Genomic DNA, 16616 nt, shown 5'->3' on the forward strand with positions numbered 1-16616 from the left:
TTCAACTCATGAAGAGGTTTTCCACTATTCAGCGAACAGCGTTGGCGCTGACGCTCGCGGCTACAGCCCTCACAGCCAGCGCGCAAGATGTTAAAGTCGACAAATACACCCTTCCCAACGGAATGACCGTCATCCTACGCGAAGACCACTCCTTACCCGTCGCCTCCGTCAACATCTGGTTCCGAGTCGGGTCCAAAGACGAAGCAGACCGCCGATCCGGCTTCGCCCACCTCTTCGAGCACCTCATGTTCATGGGAACCAAGCGAGTCCCCAATGGCCAGTACGACAAAATCATGGAAGCAGGCGGAGGAGCCAATAACGCCAGCACCGCCGAAGACCGAACCAACTACTTCGAGTCCGGCCCATCCAACCTGCTCCCCACCCTCCTCTGGCTAGAAGCCGAGCGCCTTGAATCCCTGGGCCAGAACATCGACCAAAAGAAGCTCGACCTCCAACGCGATGTCGTCAAAAACGAGCGACGCCAAAACACCGAAAACACTCCCTACGGTAAGGCGTACGAAGCCATCAACGGCCTCATGTTCCCCAGCGGACACCCCTATCACACCAGCGTCATCGGCAGCATGGAAGATCTCGATAACGCCACGGTCAAAGATGTTCAAGACTTCTTCGCCACCTACTACGTACCCAACAACGCTTCTCTGGTCGTAGCAGGCGATTTCGATCCTAGCGCCATCAAACCCCTCGTAGCCAAACTGTTCGGCACGCTCGCACGCAAAAACGACGTCCCACGCAAATCCGTCCCAGATCCCCGCTTCAAAGGCGTCAAACGAGTCACCTTCGTCGACCAAGTCCAAGCCTCCAAAGTGATCATGCTGTGGCACGCGCCAGCCAAATACCAACCAGGCGACGCCGAACTCAACCTCGCCGGCGGAGCTCTGTCAGATGGAGTCTCCAGCAGGCTCTACAAGCGCCTCATCACCCAAGACAAACTGGCGACCAGCATCAGCGCAGGCATGGACTCCCGCCTCCTAGGCTCCCTCTTCTCCATCGACGCCACCGCCGCATCTGGAGTCGATATCGCAAAACTCGAAGCAGCCATCGACGATGAACTCACCAAGTTCACCAAAAGCGGCCCCACCCAAGACGAACTCCAGCGCCAAGCCGCCAAGCTTCAGTTCTCTGTCGTCAACAGCCTCCAGTCCATCATGAACACAGCGGACCAGCTGAACGAGTACGAGTTCTACTTCAACGAGCCCAACTCCTACCAGAAGATGCTCGACACCTACAAAAAGGTCACTCCAGCAGCCATCAAGAAAGTCTTCGCGCAGGTCGTCGATCCAAACGCTCGGCTCATCATGCGAGTCATCCCAGCCCTGGCAACAGACCAAGGCCCCAACCCTCGCGACACAAAGCCTACCCTCGAAGCCCCCAAGCCGTTCCAACCAGCACTCCCAACCAGCTTCAAACTCTCGAACGGAATTGAAGTCAAGTACTGGCAAAAGCCCGAGCTCCCAATCACCAGCATCAGCTTCCGCTTCAATCGAGGCTCCGACCTCGACACCAACGACAAGCTAGGTGCCGCCCGATTCACGGCCTCCCTCATGGACACCGGTGCAGGCACCCGGAACGCATCCCAAATCGAAAAAGATCTCCAAAGCCTTGGAGCCAACGTAGGCGTCGGCGCAGGAAACCAATCCACCAACGCCGCCCTGTCCGTCCTCACCAGCAACTTTGCCAAAGCGATGCCGATCTTCGCAGACATCCTGCTCCGCCCCAAGTTTGAAACCACAGAACTCGAGCAGCTCAAGCGACTCACCATCGCCGAACTGGAGCAAGAAAACGACAACCCAGCAGCCGTCGCCAACAAGATCCTTGCACGTGAGTACTTCGGCAAAGACAACACCCTCGCGCGCCCAGCAAGAGGAACCGCCGAAACAATTAAGGCCCTCAATCGCGACGACCTCATCGCGCTTCACAAAAAGCTGTTCCAACCCACCAACGCAGTCCTCTACGCCGCCGGAAACCTCACCCCCGACGCCCTCAAAGCAGAATTAGAGAAGAACCTCTCCGGCTGGAAAGGCGATGGCAGCAAACTCGATAAGTTGGTGCCCACGGTCCCTGCTCCTCAGCCACTGAGAGTCGTTTTGGTAGATCGCCCCGGCGCAGTCCAAACCAATATCCGGTTCCTACTCCCAGGCGTCCCCTACAGCGACCCAGATCGAGTCGCCATCGAATCGCTCGGAACCGTCCTCGGCGGCACATTCACCAGCCGACTCAACCAAAACCTCCGCGAAGACAAGGGCTACACCTACGGAGCCTCGTCCCGCTTTAGCTTCGAACCCACCTACGGAACCTTCCGAGCAAGCGCCGATGTCCGAGCAGACGTCACCGGAGCATCCCTCAAAGAGTTCCTCAAAGAACTCAACAAGGCACACGCTGGAGACATCGACGCCCGAGAAGCCTCAACCGCAGGCGGCGCCATCAGCACCGCACTGATCTCAGGCTTCGAATCCCAAGGCGGACTCCTCAGCTCCGCCGAACGCTACGACGACCTAGGAGTCCCCTTCGCCACCGTCGGAGCCATCATCGAAGCAGCGCGAAAGATCACCGCTGCAGATATCAACAAAGTAGCCGCCAGAAGCCTAGACCTCAACCACGGCGTCCTCGTCCTGGTAGGAGACAAAGCAACCATCCTCAAGCAGCTAGAAGGACTCGGCCTCCCAACCCCAGTCGAAGTCAAACCCTAACCGATTCGGCTCGCCTTCGCCTTGCTATCAGAAGTAGCAAGGTGAAGGCACCTTAGAATGGATATAGACACTAAAAGCACCCACATAAACTCTTTTCGATGTCATAAGATTCTCGATGGAGATCACAAGGGACATAGGGCTATTCGGAAATGGAACGCGCACGATTGTGCTTTTACTTTTGGCATTCCTAGGCGAAAGCCACGCCAGTGAACTCGACAGAATCCTTGAAATGTAGTCAAAGCCATAAACGCCCTACAGCAAACAGGAGTCATCTCAGGGGTCATGATCGGCGGGAACGAAGAATTCCCCTAAACCCCAGATATCCATTCAAGACAGAATTGGCCGCCCTCCTTGAGAAGATGGCACTCTCGAACCCAAGCCCGCGGAGTAAGCTATCGCATAGCGACTAACCCGATGTACGTACCCAACTACATCCCAGAACCCCTAGAAGTGCCCGGCAACGTGACGCTTGCTCCCTATCCGGTGCGACTCGCCTTCATCCGACGCGTCACCATCCTCCACGCCGTCGGCCTCATAGTAATAGCCGCACTCGCACTCCTCCCCTTCCCGAGAGTCGAACTAACCTTCCTCCTCGGCGGACTCGCCATCTTCCTCATCCTCCTCGACGTCCTAAGAATCACCCTCAGAGGCGAACCGAGAGAAGCCACGTGGTCCTCCTGCTCGCTACCCGTCCTCCTCCCGATCATCGCTTGGACCGCCCACGAACTCTACTCACGAGGAATCCCCACCGCCGCGCTGCTAGCCGGACCCGCCTGTGCGCTCCTCTACACACTTCTCTGTGGCAAAGACTACAGCTTCGTCGGCTGCGCGCTCATCTCGCTCATCGCCAGCTCCACCATCCTAGCCGCTATCCTAGCCATCCACTCATTCCCCTCGCAATACGCTGCGTGGGCACTGGGTGGCAACACCGTCTACCTGCTCTACCACTGCTACGACCTCGCCTCCCTCATGGCACGCCGAAGACGAGGCGAAGAAATGGCCGCCCTGGTCGACCTCTTCCGAGACGTCTTCAATATCTTCGGATACATCCCAAGAGTCATTGGCCACTGGCGCAAACATCGAATCTGGACCCAGCCCCGATCCTCATGATAAGAATCACCTGCTACATCAAGCCTCACCGACTAGAAACCGTCAAATCTGCCATCGCAGCCTGCGGAGTCACAGGAATGAGTGTCAGCGATGTCCGAGGCACCGGAAACTCCGACGAACAAAGCGACTACCTCGGCGGCCAAGGAATCGTCTCTCTCCCCATCCGAGCAAAACTAGAAGTCGTAGCCCCAGATGATCTTCAAGAAGAAATCTTAACGGCGATCGAAACATCAGCGCGCACAGGAGAGCACGGAGACGGCAAAATCTTCGTCGAAAGAGTAGCGGATGCACTGCGAATTCGAACCTCAGAAAGAGGCGATGAAGCAATCTGAAAGATTATTCGAATTCCTAAGCCAAAACATCCGTCATACTTCACGCTAACAGGAAGATAGACTAAAGATGAGCGCCGTTCTTTTTGCCTCCGCATTCCTCGCGTTGCTCGCACCTCAGAAAGCGAACATAAACCTTGTACTCGATGCCAAAACCGGCGATGTGATCTCAGGTGAGCGCACATTCCGTGTAAAGGTCGAGTCCCAAGTTGCGATCAACCAGGTCGAGTTCTACATTAACGACGAACTCCGCGACACCGCCTCCAGTGTTCCCTACGAGTTCAAACTTGACACCATCGCCGAAAAAGAAGGCGACATCAAGCTGAAATTCAAGGCCTACACCGTCGAGAACAAAACCGGTGAGTCCACCATCACCCTAAAGATCGACAACCTCTTCTCCAAGGGTCTGGACTATCACGTTCAGAAAGCAGAAGATTTTCTGTCGGACAGCAAGTGGAACGACGCACTCGCCGAAGGTCGAATCGCCCTCAAGATCGATCCCAAGAGCAACAAAGCTCGAATCGCTCTCGCACGAGCCAACCTAGGCAAGAACATCCTTGACCAAGCTCAAAAATATGCGGAGGATGCAGTCGCACAAGATCCGAACGATCAAGCCGCACTGCAACTGCTCTCCAGCATCAACCTCTACCGCTCCTTCAACACCATCGCAAAAGAAGGATCAGACCCAGCGGAAACACGAAACGCAATCCGAGAAGCTCTCAAGAACGCGGTCAATAACCGCAAGAAATCCCTGGAGCTCGATCTCGACAAAATCGGCGCCCCAACGGCAGAAAACATTCTCCGCTACGCCGACGCAGCCATTCGTGCTGAGCGGTACTCGCTAGCCGCCTCCGCTCTCACGCCTTTCTTCGAGAAAGATGTCCGCAACGGTGCCATTGCCAACCGATTGGCATACGCCCAGATGAGAGCCTACCGAGCACAAGCTGCCAACACCACGCTGACACTCAACAAGAAAGAAGCAGGACTCGATGCCTACGGCTACGCACTGCACAGCGTGATCCTGCTCGAACTCAACAGCGAAACCGCCTCCGATGACGCAATCCGCGAAGCACTCCTGGCAGACGGCGACAACATCGGTGTCAAAACCGCCCAAGCGTTCGCAGCACTCAAGCGAAACAGAACCCAGGTTCTCAGCAAGCTCACCGCCGACCTAGTCAAAGACCAAGGCCAACGTGCAGACGTGAACTACTTCCTCATGGCGCTCTCCAACCGACAACAGCAGTTCGGAAACGCTCGCAAGTACTTCCAACGCGCAGTCATGGCAGAGCCCGCCTACTCGGACCTCTACGTCGAGCAAGGTAACTACAGCATCAGCCTCACCCTCTCCGGCAAACTGGACGACAAAGCCAAAGACGCCCTCTACGAGAGTGCGAAGCTGATGTACGAAACAGCACTGCTCGCAAGGCCAGAGTCAGCCGACGCACTCTGCGGCATGTCCATCGTGAGCCTGCTCCAGAACAAACCCAGGGACGCCGTGAAGTACGGAGAAATCGCCGTCAGGACCGCTCCTAACGACGCAGCCACCCACTACACCCTCAGCGCCGCCTACAGCGCCATACGCAACAATGCAGGCGCTCAAGCCGAAAGCCTAACCGCAGGCAAGCTAGATAAAAAGAACCTAGAAGGCCGAGAGCTCCCCAAAGCAATCCCAGCCTGGCTCTACCTCTCCGGTGCAGGCCGCCTAGCCGTCATCGCCGCTCCAAAATAAAAGCGCAACAAGAACAGAATAGCCGCTCATGTTCCACGGAACATGAGCGGCTATTTATTTGCCAACACGCTAAACGCACAAGGTCTTTAGAGCCACCCGGAATCCGACACCCACAAGTCGGGTATATTCCTATTTCGCGTCGGGGCGTGGCGCAGCTTGGTAGCGCGCTTCCATGGGGTGGAAGAGGTCGCACGTTCGAATCGTGTCGCCCCGACCAAAATTCCCCCCTTCCTTTCCAACCTCTCTGCCGTTAAACAGGTTTACGGCTGCATCCCTCTCTACCGGAACGCTTTCCGAAACAGCACGGAATGCTGGCGATAATCGGCCCACTCGATACTTCTCACTAGCAGGACAACCCTGCAGGATACATCATCCAAGGAGTTTCCAATGTCGAGTCAACCCAAACGAGACCCAATATCCGACCACCTTCTCACCCCTGAAAATTCCGCGCTCATTCTCATCGACTACCAAGCACCGCAGCTGAACACGATCCGGTCCATGGACAGTGCTCAAATAACAACCAATGTCGTGGCGCTTGCCCAGATAGCGAAACTTTTCAACCTCCCCATCGTCCTCTCCACCGTCGGTGTCGCGTCAGGCGTCAATCCCGACACCGCTCCGGCAATTCGCGAAGCCCTCCCAGGCGTCAATAGCATCGATCGAACAAGCATCAACGCATGGGAAGATGCCGACTTCGTCGCGGCAGTCAAGGCAACCGGCCGCCAGAAACTCATCATGGGTGCCCTTTGGACAGAAGTCTGCCTCGCCTTCCCAGCCCTGGATGCCCTCAAAGATGGCTTCGAGGTCTTCGTAGTCGCAGATGCCGTCGCCGGAACATCCATAACCGCTCACGAATCCGCCCTCCAAAGGGTCTACCAAGCAGGCGCACAGCCAGTCAGCTGGATCGGAGTCTTGTGCGAGTTGCAAAGAGACTGGGCCAGACAATCCACAGCCCCAGGAATGCTGGAGATAGGCATCAAACAAGGCGGCCCTTGGTCCACAGAAATCGCCATCAAGCAGTTTGCAGCGATCAGCAAGTAAGCCAAACAGATTGAAATGATAACAAACCACACAAGCGAGGGCCCTCATGTCCACTAGAACGGCGATCATTCATTACAGTGCCACGGGAGGCACCCACAAACTGGCAACGGCAGTGGCCGAAGGAGCAAGAGAGGCGGGCGGTGAAGTCCGCCTCCTCAAAGTACGGGAGCTAGCTCCAGACGAGGCCATCGCGTCAAACGAGGGCTGGGCGGCCCACCGTCTCGAAACTCAGCATCTCCCAGAAGCGACCCTAGCAGACCTCGAATGGGCAGACGTACTCATCTTCGGAACACCCACCCGATTCGGTCTCCCCGCAGCACAACTCAAGCAGTTCCTCGACACAACCGGCCCCCTGTGGGCGTCCGGCAAACTGATGAACAAGGTCGTCTCCTCCTTCGCCAGTGCTGCAACACCACACGGAGGGCAAGAGACCACCATCGTGGCACTCAACAACACCTTCTATCACTGGGGCTGCATCATCGTGCCACCCGGGTTTGCCGACCCAGTACAGTTCGCAGCTGGCAATCCGTACGGCGTCTCCTTCACCAGCCAAAACGGGGCAGTACCACCAGATGAGACCGCACTCGCATCAGCACGGTTCCAAGGAAGAAGAACCGTCGAGATTGCCGCCCAATTCCTTGCCGGAAAAGCACGCTAAACGCCGAGAGCCATGGCAACCGCGCAATCCCATTCGATTGCGCGGCCCGCATCCCACTCGGCAGTAAATTTCTCTTCACCAAGGGCCGACCGAAGTTCAGCAAGTTTGCGCTCGATAATCGAGGCCCAATACACGGGAACGAACACCCCTGTTGAAATGCGGTACGCATCTGCACAACTAAGAAGAGAAACGGCCAGTGCAAGTTGCCCAAGGTCAGCCATCAACAATGCGATGGACTCAACCGCAATCCTAACCGAACTGTCCCCACGTTCCCAAAGCCCGCTCAGACACTCCACTAAATATGTCCTTGCAGTAGGATAATCTCCCAACATCGCACTCAGATTCCCTTTGCGCAACGTCACAAGAGAAGTGCCTAGATGATCGCCGGAAATGTCGAATTCAGCAGAGGCTTCATCAAATAGGCGCCGCGCTCCTTCAATGTTTCCCCGCAAAAATCCAGCAACACCAAGTTGATACGTCATCCAAGGAATCTCAGACTGCGCACCGATTTCTGTACAGATCTGTCTTGCTTTTGCAAAGTATGGCTCGGCCGAATCAGCATCTCCGCTACCATCCAAAATCGCCGTGCCTAACTTAAAAAACGACCAGGCGGTCCCTCTCCGATCTCCCATCTTTTCAAAGATCGGAAGGCTATCTTCCAAATAAGCACGTGCATGGAGGAAATTTCCAGCGCCAATGGCAACCGCTCCAAGGCTGTGATACGACCAACCTGTCTTGCGGTAGTCTCCAACCTGTTTGTGCAAGGCTAAAGCATCAGAAAAAAGAGCATGAGCATCCGTCAGCCGACCGCTCATATTAGCCACATGTCCTAGAGCGTCCATACAAGTAGCAATGCCATGGACGTCGCCTGCTTCGCTGTAAAGTCGCAAACATTCCTCCAGCTGAGCTCTGCCGACGGTCACATGACCAAATCGATTCGCAATCTTCCCAAGGCAGAGCGTAGATTCAGCAATTCCGAGTGAATCTCCCAACAATCGTTGCCATGTCAACGCATCCTCAAGGTACGACAGTGCGACGTGATAACTACCCCTTCGAAAATGCATCACACCTAGCCATAGCAAAGTCCTGGATAAGCGATATCTGTCTGCACGGGCTTCTGTCCTCTTGGAGGCAGCCAGCAGTTGCCGCTCGCCTTCGCTATACTCGTTCACATTCTCCCAATATTGGGAGAGCGCGATGGCCACACGATCAGACTCCTCGCACATTCCAGAGTCATCCATAACCGAGTCGTCCATGACCTGCCTCAGGTTCGGATATTCCAATCTTAACCGGCGGGTCCATACCTCTTGCTCGGCTGATTGAAGGTGGGGTGCAGCCTGTTCCGAAAAATCGGCAAACCATTTCCGGTGTCGTTCAGCTAATCTTGCCCTATCCTTCGAACAAGCAACCCCTTCATTCGAGTACTGACGAACCATCTCCAAGAACCGATACCGACCATCGCTCTCACCGGACCCAGGTTCAAAAACGACAAGCGACTTATCAACCAACCGACTCAGTAGGTCCGCAATCATGAATGGCTCAAGGTCCTCGCAAGAACAGATTCCCTCAGCAGCCTCCAGCGTCCAACCTCCCGAGAATATCGAGAGCCGATGAAAAAGCGTTCGCTCATCTTCATCCAAAAGTGCGTAAGACCAATCAAGCGTCGACCGAAGGGTTTGCTGCCGAGTAGGTGCCACCCGACTCCCCAACGTAAGGAAATTAAGGTGGTCCGCCAGACGCGCCGCAATCTGACTAAGCGGCATCGCCTTGACCCGCGCAGCCGCTAACTCGATAGCCAAAGGGATCCCGTCCAACTGCTGACATATCTGAGCCACCACCAACGCATTGTCCCCATTCAGCTCAAATCGGTCCGTAACCGCTCGGGCGCGCTCTACAAAAAGCTGCACACCCTCATAACTCATCAGAACCTTCAGCAGCGTAGATCGGCTCTCAGGCAAACTCCGCGCATCAGGCACCGGAAGAGCAGGCACCGGCCACACTTTTTCACCTGTGATCCCCAATCCCTCGCGACTCGTCGCAAGAATCCGAAGGTTCGCGCAAGTTACTAAAAGCTCCGTACAAAGCACCGCGCATGGTTGAAGAAGATGCTCGCAGTTATCCAGTACAAGCAAAAGCCGCTTTGTGTGGAGAATCTGCCGCAAACCCTGTCGCAAAGAAGGACTGTACTCCGCTCGCACATCCATGAGCGACGCGATCGCCTGAAGTAACTGGTGCTCGTCAGCCAACGACTCAAACGGAACCAGCCAAACCCCATCCGGGAACTCAGCCGCCAGATCCGTCGCAACCGCAGTCGCAAGCCGTGTCTTACCAATCCCACCCAGTCCGGTCAAAGTGACCAACCGAGAACTCCTCAGCTTCTCTGCAACGTCAAGACGCTCATCCTCGCGGCCAACCAAACTCGTCAACGCATGAGGAAGCGAGCCGCTAACGCCCTTGTTACCCTTCTCTCCGTCGACGAGAATGGATCGCCTGGCACTCCGAGTCTGCGCTCTCAAACGCGCATAAAGCTCCGAAGTCTGAGCATCCGGCGCCAGACCAGCCTCGCTACTTAAAGAATGCGCGAACTCTCGATAAACATGTAAAGCCGCATTCACATTCCCAGAGCCAGCCAATGCATTCATCAACCCCCTGCGAGGCGCATCCAACCAGCTATCCATCGCAACGGCCCTAGAAAAAAGCGACGTCGCCTCATCAAACAACCCATTCTGCAAAGCCTCCTCTCCCAGAAATTGCAGCGCCTTCAGGCATTCCACCTCACGAGCATTCCGCTCCTGGTGGGACCACTCTTCCAAACACCCTTCCAACAATGGACCTTTATACAAAGCCACCGCCCGCTTCAAATCCGATCCAGTCTGAACAACGGCATCGAACTCTAAAACGTCCACATCCACCCCATCAAGGTGGAGAGCAATCGTGCTCCGATCCGGTGAGCTAAGACGTTCGCTTTCTTTTCCGAGAGCTTGCCGGAGCTCACTCACTACAGGCCGCAGATTGGCGAAAGCCACCGATTGATCCGCATCGGGCCAAAGCGTTCGCGCTAACCATTCCCGAGTAACAGATTTGCCATCACGAAGCGTCATCAGAGACAGCAACCAGAGAGCCTTACGTGACCGCAAACGAGGAAGGGGCTCGCTATCAACGAGCACCCGAATGGGGCCGAACAGATCAATGGCAAGTGAGGGCATCGCTCTTTCACTAGCATCTATCTGAACCACACCGTAAAAGCATGGTTACAAACAAAGGCATAACTCAGTATAGGACCGACTTGTCACCAAATGCCCAGCCCGAGAAAAGCGGAACGCTAGTCACTCTCTCTGGGAATGGTTGCGATAACCACCGCATGAGAACCTCCTATGTGTTAGCAACCTAACACTCAGGAGAGATATCACATGTTTATCGCACTTGCGCTTACCAGCCTATCGCTTAACACCCCTAAGATTCCAGCCGAAACAAAACCATCCATTGTGCTCGTCCACGGAGCTTTTGCGGACGGATCTGCTTGGAGCAAAGTCATTCCAATCCTCCAAAAAGACGGCTACACCGTAACAGCGGTCCAAGATCACATGACGAGCTACGCAGATGATGTGGCCACAACTAGGCGCGTTCTCGAATCGCAAACGGGCAACGTCGTCCTCGTGGGTCATTCCTATGGCGGCGCAGTCATTTCCGGTGCCGCCACAGAAAAAGTAAAAGCCCTCGTGTACATCGCCGCCTTCGGCCTCGACGAAGGAGAAACGCCCATGGCGCTCCTCCAGAAATACCCAACCCCACTCGGTACGGCACTTGTCCCAGACTCCGCAGGCTTTCTCACCATCGACCGAGCTAAGTTCCACGATGTCTTCGCCGCTGACTTATCAGTAGCTCAAACCAATATCATGGCCGCGGCTCAAGGTCCTATCAAAGGTGAGATCTTTGGAACCCCAATGGGCGTCCCCGCATGGAAAACCATCCCAAGCTGGTGCCTCATTGCAAAGAAAGACCTAGCCATCAACCCAGAACTCGAACGGTTCTTTGCCAAACGAATGAACGCGAAAACTCACGAAGTCGATGCAAGCCACGTACCCTTCCTCTCCAAACCCGAGGTCGTTGCGAAGATCATCGAAGAGGCCGCCCAGGCTGTAAGCAAAACAGGCCAGAGGAGCAAATAGCATGAACCCCAAAGGGACCCTCTTAACAATTCTCGCTATCTCACTGGCCGTCTCAGCACATGCCGAAGGACTACCAAAAGGCTTCAAAGAAGCCAAGCAGAGCGTCGGCAAAGGAGCCGTCGTCCACTATGTACGAGGCGGCAAGGGCGAGCCAGTACTCCTCGTCCACGGCTTCGGCGAGACCGCCAGAATGTGGCGCCCCCTCCTCCCGACCCTAGCCAAAAACTTCACGGTCATCACCCCAGACCTCCCAGGCCTAGACGGCTCGTCATTCATGCCCACCGGCAACTACGACATGAAAACCGTAGCCCAGCGCCTCCACGAATTCGTACACCGCCTGGGATTCAAGAAAATCCGGCTCGTCGGACACGACATCGGACTGATGGCGGTCTACGCCTACGCAGCGCAGTACCCAGACGAAGTCACCAAGCTAGCACTACTCGATGCCCCAATCCCCGGCATCGGCGATATCTGGCCCAAGATCTTCAACAACCCGGCTCTCTGGCACTTCCATTTCCCAGACAGCCCCATTGCCTTAAAGTTAGTCAAAGGTCGGGAGCGAACATTCCTAGACCACTTCTGGATCAGCTTCTCCGGCAACCCCAAAAAGGTCGCCATGCCCGAAGCCGAGCGTGAAACATACGCCAAAATCTACGCCCGCCCAGGAGCCATGCAAGCGGCACTCGGCTACTTCAAAGGCTTCACCCCAGACGCAGTCGACAATCAAAAGCTCCTCCAAAAAGGCAAGCTGCAAATGCCAGTCCTTACCATAGAAGGCGAGCACGGCATGGGTGGCGCTCTCCAAATTCAGGCCAAAGATGTCGCTGAAAACGTAACCTCCATCCTCCTCAAAGGCTCAGGCCACTGGCTCATGGAAGAGCGACTTCCCCAAGTCAAGGCCGCCCTCATCCCATTCCTAAAAGGCTAACGACCCCGCAGGTTGGGCATCGCCAACTGCCCAACCTAAACCCATCTAAGGAGAATCTCATGAACCACCGCACACCCCGTATCCGCCTAGCGCTCGCAGTAGTTGTGACAACTGCTAGTATTCAGTTTGCAGTCTCATCTTTCTTAGAGACCCAAGACAAAAACCAACGACGTCTAACGCCAACCGAAATCGCAAATCTCAAACCAACCGGCGCAGGAGCAGGCACATCAGGCGTCTCCGGAATCCAAACACGAGTCCTAAAAGGCAACCCTACCAAGCCCGGCCTCTACACCATCGAACTCAAAGTCCCCGCAAACACCCACATAGAAGCCCACACCCACCCCGACGACCGAGTAGTCACCGTCGTCTGCGGCACCTGGTACTTCGGCTACGGCTCCCGCTTCGACACCAAAAAGCTAAAACCCCTCCCCCCAGGAAGCTTCTACACAGAACCACCCAGCTCCCCCCACTTCGCACAAACCGGCAAAACCCCAGTCCTAGTACACATAACCGGCTACGGCCCAACCGGCACGGAATACATCAAGTAATACCAAACCGCAGAGAACAGGTCTCTCTACTTGGTGATCAAAACAAGAAAGAGAGACCGCATTTCTCACCCAATCAAAGCGAAGATGAGCCTGTGCCCGAAGGCAATCTCTCAACAACCCAATAGATGCCCTTGTCGGTTGCATAGCGATGAGTGGTCAGCTGAAACCCATGACGATCAAACATTTGGTACGTAATTCCATGAACGCCCTCGACTCTGCCTCCAACTTGCACATACAAGCACTCAAGCGCCGTCCCGTCAACCGAAGTCGACCTACTTCCGACAAGCCAATGAAGGTCCTCCCTAGAGTAAAAGACCCAACTGCAACCTACTGAGTTTCCGTCGTACTCTTCAAAACGAACCAACGAAGCCCCATTCGGAATGCTCACCCCCACTTGCTTGACGAACAGCTTCTCAGCCAGAGCATCGTGAATCGGAACAGGGACAAAAACCGCCGCCGCGCGATTCTGCTGCAACCTAAATACAAAAACACACGCAACCATAAAGACGCAGAGACTCACCAATCCAGCCCGTAACGAATGCTTAGAGATGCATGCCTCTTTCTTCAAACTCATACCCACATCTCAACTAAACAATCTTTCGCCGAGCCATAGCATCGATCAACTGAAAAAGCACCTCAGGGGCATCCCGATCCACAACAAGATCAGCCCCACCCTTTCGCATACTCTGAGACTGATCACTCCAATCAATCGAATCGACAAGAATTGTAAACCCGTCAAATCGCGCAACATCAAACATCAAAAGATCAAACCAGTACCATCCATCTAGCACAAAAACGAGATGACGATTTGGAACCTCATCCATCCAGTCGAGAACCTCATCGTTAGACCTCATGAACGCCGCCTTCACTTTAAGCCCACGAAGCTGCTCACGAAGAGCCTCACGAAGCACTTCATCCCGACAACCGATTACAAAAACTTGATGGAAAGTACTCTGCATTTCTACAAACCGGATAGAAGCCCGACAACCTCACGTTACTATTTTCTGTCTTTCATAATCCGACTCCTAGTAACATAGCCCCAGTCAGGTCTAGCCATGAGAATAGAGCCAGTCATCCAATTAACACCCCTGCCGGATCACTCCGACTGGTTCCTCCTCGAAAGCACCGCACCCACAGACGTAGACGGCAAAAGCCACGTGGACAACTCGGGAGACATGGACGAGCAAATCGACGCCTTCGTCAACCAACTCCTCCAAAGCCACGAAGACAAACGCCACGTCATCATCTTCGTCCACGGCTATAGCAACAACCGAAAAGCCGTACTAGATCGCATCTACAAAGCAGCAAGCACAACAGCAGACCCACAACTCAGCGAAAAGGGCACCACCTACATCGGATACCACTGGCCCTCAGAACAGATTTTCGCACCCAGCAAAGGCCTCGCCCTAGGACTCACAGATCTCCTTTGGCTAGCATTCGCCACTAGCCTCCTCCTCATCGCCGCCAGCCTCTCCTGGCCGCTTCAACCACGCTGGCAAGGAACACTCGCTTGGACTGGTTTCTTCTCAAGCTTAGGCGTAGTCCTACTCAGACTAGTCGTATACTATCGCGACTCCTACAGGGCATCCAACTACGGAGTTCTCGACCTCGTCGAATTCGTCAGACGACTCGACCTAGCACTCTACGCGCAACTCAAAGACAAACCCGAAGCAAAAAGAGTCTCGATCTCCTTCGTCGGGCACAGCATGGGCGGATTTGTGGTCACCAATGCCCTGCGAATTCTGACCGACGTCTTCGACGCCAGTTCCGTACGCCGAGTCACTTCACAACAAAAGACAGCCGCCGATCAAACACCGACCAATCAAACCCTCGACTTCCTGCCACTCACTAAAACTCTACGTCTACCGCCAAACCAACCCGCGCGATCCTTCACCGAAAGACCAAACCCCGACCTCGGAAAAACGCTCACCCTCCAACGCCTCGTGCTCGTCTCACCAGACATCCCCGCTGCCGCCCTGGTCACCGGACGCGCCAACTTCCTAGGCCCATCCATCCGAAGATGCTCCGAGGCCTACCTGTTCAGCAACGGCGGCGATGTCGTCCTCAGCCTCATCTCAAAAACAGCCAACTACTTCGTTTTCCCCAGCATCCACGCATCCAACGCAGCAAGACTAGGCAACGTACAGCTCGTATCCACCGAACCCGGAATCGGCACATCATCCGCCCCCATGAGGTCAATCCGACTCGGCAATGTATCCCTCGCCAAGATCCAAAACGCCTGCTCACAAACAGAACTCTCCGAATACAACGAAGTCTCGAACTGCTTCACTTACGTCGATTGCACCGGCTTCCACGTAGGCAACAGGCGCATCTCACTCTCAAACGGCAACGGCCCGATCAACTTCCCCACCAGACTGCTCGGCCTTGCCCAATATTTCATCAACGTGGTCCGTAGAAAGGGCACCGACTGCCATTCCGGCTACTTCAACCAACCCGAACTACGCCGCCTCATCTTCGGAAGTGCCGCCGTCGGACTCACGCAACTCACCTTCGAAAAAGAACCAGACACATACCTAGAAGACATCGGCCTCCGACTCCTACCAGGAACCACACTTGGCCTTCAGCGCAAACCTGGAACGATTAAGGAAACACACACTCTCGTAGGATCAGACAATTATCCAGGAGGATTGAGCAACCAAAACAACAGGCTGCCGTCGTAGAATGGGAAAGTCGTAAGCCACGCGACAAGGAGCGCCATGTCTCAAGATCTCCCGGAAAGCGAATCGACGTCCGCGAAAGGTTCTCCGCCCTCTCGCCGCACATTCCTAAAAGGTGTTGGACTAGCCGGGGTGGCTGCCACACTCTCGCCGCTCAGCACAGCAGAATCTGCCCTCAAAGACCACCTTGAAGAAACACCCGCGGAACTCACTCCTCTAGACCAGCAAACCTCCCGAGTGGCAGAAGGCGCAGCCACCACAGTTGCCCTGGCCCTTACCGTAAATGGACAAAAGCGCACCGTAAAAGTCGACCCACGCGCCTCACTACTAGACACCCTGCGAGAAACCCTCCACCTCACCGGCACCAAAAAAGGCTGCGACCACGGGCAGTGCGGCGCATGCACCGTCCACATAGATGGCAAGCGCGTCCTCTCCTGTTTGTCCCTCGCGCTAGGCTGCCAAGGACACGATATAACCACCATCGAAGGCCTGGGCACCCCAGAAAACATGCACCCCATGCAGGCAGCCTTCGTCGAACACGACGGCTTCCAATGTGGCTACTGCACCTCAGGACAAATCATGTCTGCGGTAGCCGTCATGAAAGAACCCGTCGGCCCGTCAGACGCCGAACTGAAAGAAGCCATGAGCGGCAACATCTGCCGCTGCGGAGCCTACGCCAACATCGTCGATGCCATCCAGCAAGTGAGGAAGTCCTAAC

Annotated in this window: 14 protein-coding genes and 1 tRNA gene; 12 read left to right on the forward strand and 3 right to left on the reverse strand. The window is 55.1% G+C overall.

Annotated features, from left to right (window positions below):
• Positions 1 to 8 precede the first annotated feature (8 nt).
• The 7 genes from ACZ51B_RS08640 (at position 9) to wrbA (ending at position 7575) form a co-directional block, all read left to right on the forward strand.
• The gene (locus tag ACZ51B_RS08640) at positions 9 to 2708 is read left to right on the forward strand and encodes a M16 family metallopeptidase (RefSeq protein WP_464296839.1); all 2700 of its coding nucleotides are present in this window, start codon (positions 9 to 11) and stop codon (positions 2706 to 2708) included.
• Positions 2709 to 3122: 414 nt separating this feature from the next.
• Positions 3123 to 3818: a hypothetical protein gene (locus tag ACZ51B_RS08645; RefSeq protein WP_464296840.1), complete on the forward strand. Its 696-nt coding sequence runs from the start codon at positions 3123 to 3125 to the stop codon at positions 3816 to 3818.
• On the forward strand, positions 3815 to 4150 hold the full coding sequence (locus ACZ51B_RS08650; RefSeq protein ID WP_464296841.1) for a P-II family nitrogen regulator: 336 nt from the start codon (positions 3815 to 3817) through the stop codon (positions 4148 to 4150). The genes ACZ51B_RS08645 and ACZ51B_RS08650 overlap by 4 nt, the downstream gene beginning before the upstream one ends.
• 67 nt (positions 4151 to 4217) lie before the next feature.
• A complete protein-coding gene (locus tag ACZ51B_RS08655; RefSeq protein ID WP_464296842.1) occupies positions 4218 to 5876 on the forward strand; it encodes an Ig-like domain-containing protein in 1659 nt (552 codons plus the stop codon).
• Between the two features lie 140 nt (positions 5877 to 6016).
• A tRNA-Pro gene (locus ACZ51B_RS08660) sits at positions 6017 to 6093 on the forward strand.
• Positions 6094 to 6263: 170 nt separating this feature from the next.
• Positions 6264 to 6917, forward strand: a complete 654-nt coding sequence (locus ACZ51B_RS08665; RefSeq protein WP_464296843.1) for a hydrolase — start codon at positions 6264 to 6266, stop codon at positions 6915 to 6917.
• A gap of 46 nt (positions 6918 to 6963) precedes the next feature.
• Positions 6964 to 7575: an NAD(P)H:quinone oxidoreductase gene (gene wrbA / locus ACZ51B_RS08670; protein ID WP_464296844.1), complete on the forward strand. Its 612-nt coding sequence runs from the start codon at positions 6964 to 6966 to the stop codon at positions 7573 to 7575.
• Here the strand turns inward: wrbA and ACZ51B_RS08675 are convergent.
• On the reverse strand, positions 7572 to 10781 hold the full coding sequence (locus ACZ51B_RS08675) for an AfsR/SARP family transcriptional regulator (RefSeq protein WP_464296845.1): 3210 nt from the start codon (positions 10779 to 10781) through the stop codon (positions 7572 to 7574). The two genes, wrbA and ACZ51B_RS08675, sit on opposite strands and share 4 nt — an antisense overlap.
• Before the next feature lie 204 nt (positions 10782 to 10985).
• Between ACZ51B_RS08675 and ACZ51B_RS08680 the strand changes: the two genes are divergently transcribed.
• From ACZ51B_RS08680 to ACZ51B_RS08690, 3 genes are read left to right on the forward strand one after another with little or no spacing between them, the layout of a single operon-like run.
• Complete coding sequence (locus tag ACZ51B_RS08680) at positions 10986 to 11744, forward strand: alpha/beta fold hydrolase (RefSeq protein ID WP_464296846.1); 759 nt, start codon at positions 10986 to 10988, stop codon at positions 11742 to 11744.
• 1 nt (position 11745) lies between these two features.
• Positions 11746 to 12672: an alpha/beta fold hydrolase gene (locus tag ACZ51B_RS08685; RefSeq protein WP_464296847.1), complete on the forward strand. Its 927-nt coding sequence runs from the start codon at positions 11746 to 11748 to the stop codon at positions 12670 to 12672.
• Between the two features lie 59 nt (positions 12673 to 12731).
• Complete coding sequence (locus ACZ51B_RS08690) at positions 12732 to 13220, forward strand: cupin domain-containing protein (RefSeq protein WP_464296848.1); 489 nt, start codon at positions 12732 to 12734, stop codon at positions 13218 to 13220.
• Between the two features lie 73 nt (positions 13221 to 13293).
• On the opposite strand, the gene ACZ51B_RS08695 is transcribed toward ACZ51B_RS08690, so the two are convergent.
• Both ACZ51B_RS08695 and ACZ51B_RS08700 read right to left on the reverse strand, forming a co-directional pair.
• Positions 13294 to 13794, reverse strand: a complete 501-nt coding sequence (locus ACZ51B_RS08695; protein ID WP_464296849.1) for a hypothetical protein — start codon at positions 13792 to 13794, stop codon at positions 13294 to 13296.
• A gap of 13 nt (positions 13795 to 13807) precedes the next feature.
• Complete coding sequence (locus ACZ51B_RS08700; protein WP_464296850.1) at positions 13808 to 14179, reverse strand: hypothetical protein; 372 nt, start codon at positions 14177 to 14179, stop codon at positions 13808 to 13810.
• Positions 14180 to 14275: 96 nt separating this feature from the next.
• Here ACZ51B_RS08700 and ACZ51B_RS08705 point away from each other — a divergent pair, with 96 nt between their 5' ends.
• Together ACZ51B_RS08705 and ACZ51B_RS08710 are read left to right on the forward strand one after the other, a co-directional pair.
• Entirely contained in the window at positions 14276 to 15901 is a 1626-nt protein-coding gene (locus ACZ51B_RS08705; RefSeq protein WP_464296851.1) for a hypothetical protein, read from the forward strand.
• A gap of 36 nt (positions 15902 to 15937) precedes the next feature.
• Entirely contained in the window at positions 15938 to 16615 is a 678-nt protein-coding gene (locus tag ACZ51B_RS08710) for a (2Fe-2S)-binding protein (protein ID WP_464296852.1), read from the forward strand.
• The last annotated feature ends 1 nt before the right edge of the window (position 16616 follow it).

This window comes from Fimbriimonas sp. LA-C6 (assembly GCF_055398105.1).

Bases quoted from the DNA above. Each gene is read 5' to 3' on its own strand.
- ACZ51B_RS08700 (WP_464296850.1), bottom strand. From the start codon at position 14,179: ATGCAGAGTACTTTCCATCAAGTTTTTGTAATCGGTTGTCGGGATGAA.
- ACZ51B_RS08680 (WP_464296846.1), top strand. From the start codon at position 10,986: ATGTTTATCGCACTTGCGCTTACCAGCCTATCGCTTAACACCCCTAAG.
- ACZ51B_RS08675 (WP_464296845.1), bottom strand. From the start codon at position 10,781: ATGCCCTCACTTGCCATTGATCTGTTCGGCCCCATTCGGGTGCTCGTT.
- ACZ51B_RS08645 (WP_464296840.1), top strand. From the start codon at position 3,123: ATGTACGTACCCAACTACATCCCAGAACCCCTAGAAGTGCCCGGCAAC.
- ACZ51B_RS08685 (WP_464296847.1), top strand. From the start codon at position 11,746: ATGAACCCCAAAGGGACCCTCTTAACAATTCTCGCTATCTCACTGGCC.
- ACZ51B_RS08665 (WP_464296843.1), top strand. From the start codon at position 6,264: ATGTCGAGTCAACCCAAACGAGACCCAATATCCGACCACCTTCTCACC.
- ACZ51B_RS08640 (WP_464296839.1), top strand. From the start codon at position 9: ATGAAGAGGTTTTCCACTATTCAGCGAACAGCGTTGGCGCTGACGCTC.
- ACZ51B_RS08650 (WP_464296841.1), top strand. From the start codon at position 3,815: ATGATAAGAATCACCTGCTACATCAAGCCTCACCGACTAGAAACCGTC.
- ACZ51B_RS08705 (WP_464296851.1), top strand. From the start codon at position 14,276: ATGAGAATAGAGCCAGTCATCCAATTAACACCCCTGCCGGATCACTCC.
- ACZ51B_RS08710 (WP_464296852.1), top strand. From the start codon at position 15,938: ATGTCTCAAGATCTCCCGGAAAGCGAATCGACGTCCGCGAAAGGTTCT.
- ACZ51B_RS08695 (WP_464296849.1), bottom strand. From the start codon at position 13,794: ATGAGTTTGAAGAAAGAGGCATGCATCTCTAAGCATTCGTTACGGGCT.
- ACZ51B_RS08690 (WP_464296848.1), top strand. From the start codon at position 12,732: ATGAACCACCGCACACCCCGTATCCGCCTAGCGCTCGCAGTAGTTGTG.
- ACZ51B_RS08655 (WP_464296842.1), top strand. From the start codon at position 4,218: ATGAGCGCCGTTCTTTTTGCCTCCGCATTCCTCGCGTTGCTCGCACCT.
- wrbA (WP_464296844.1), top strand. From the start codon at position 6,964: ATGTCCACTAGAACGGCGATCATTCATTACAGTGCCACGGGAGGCACC.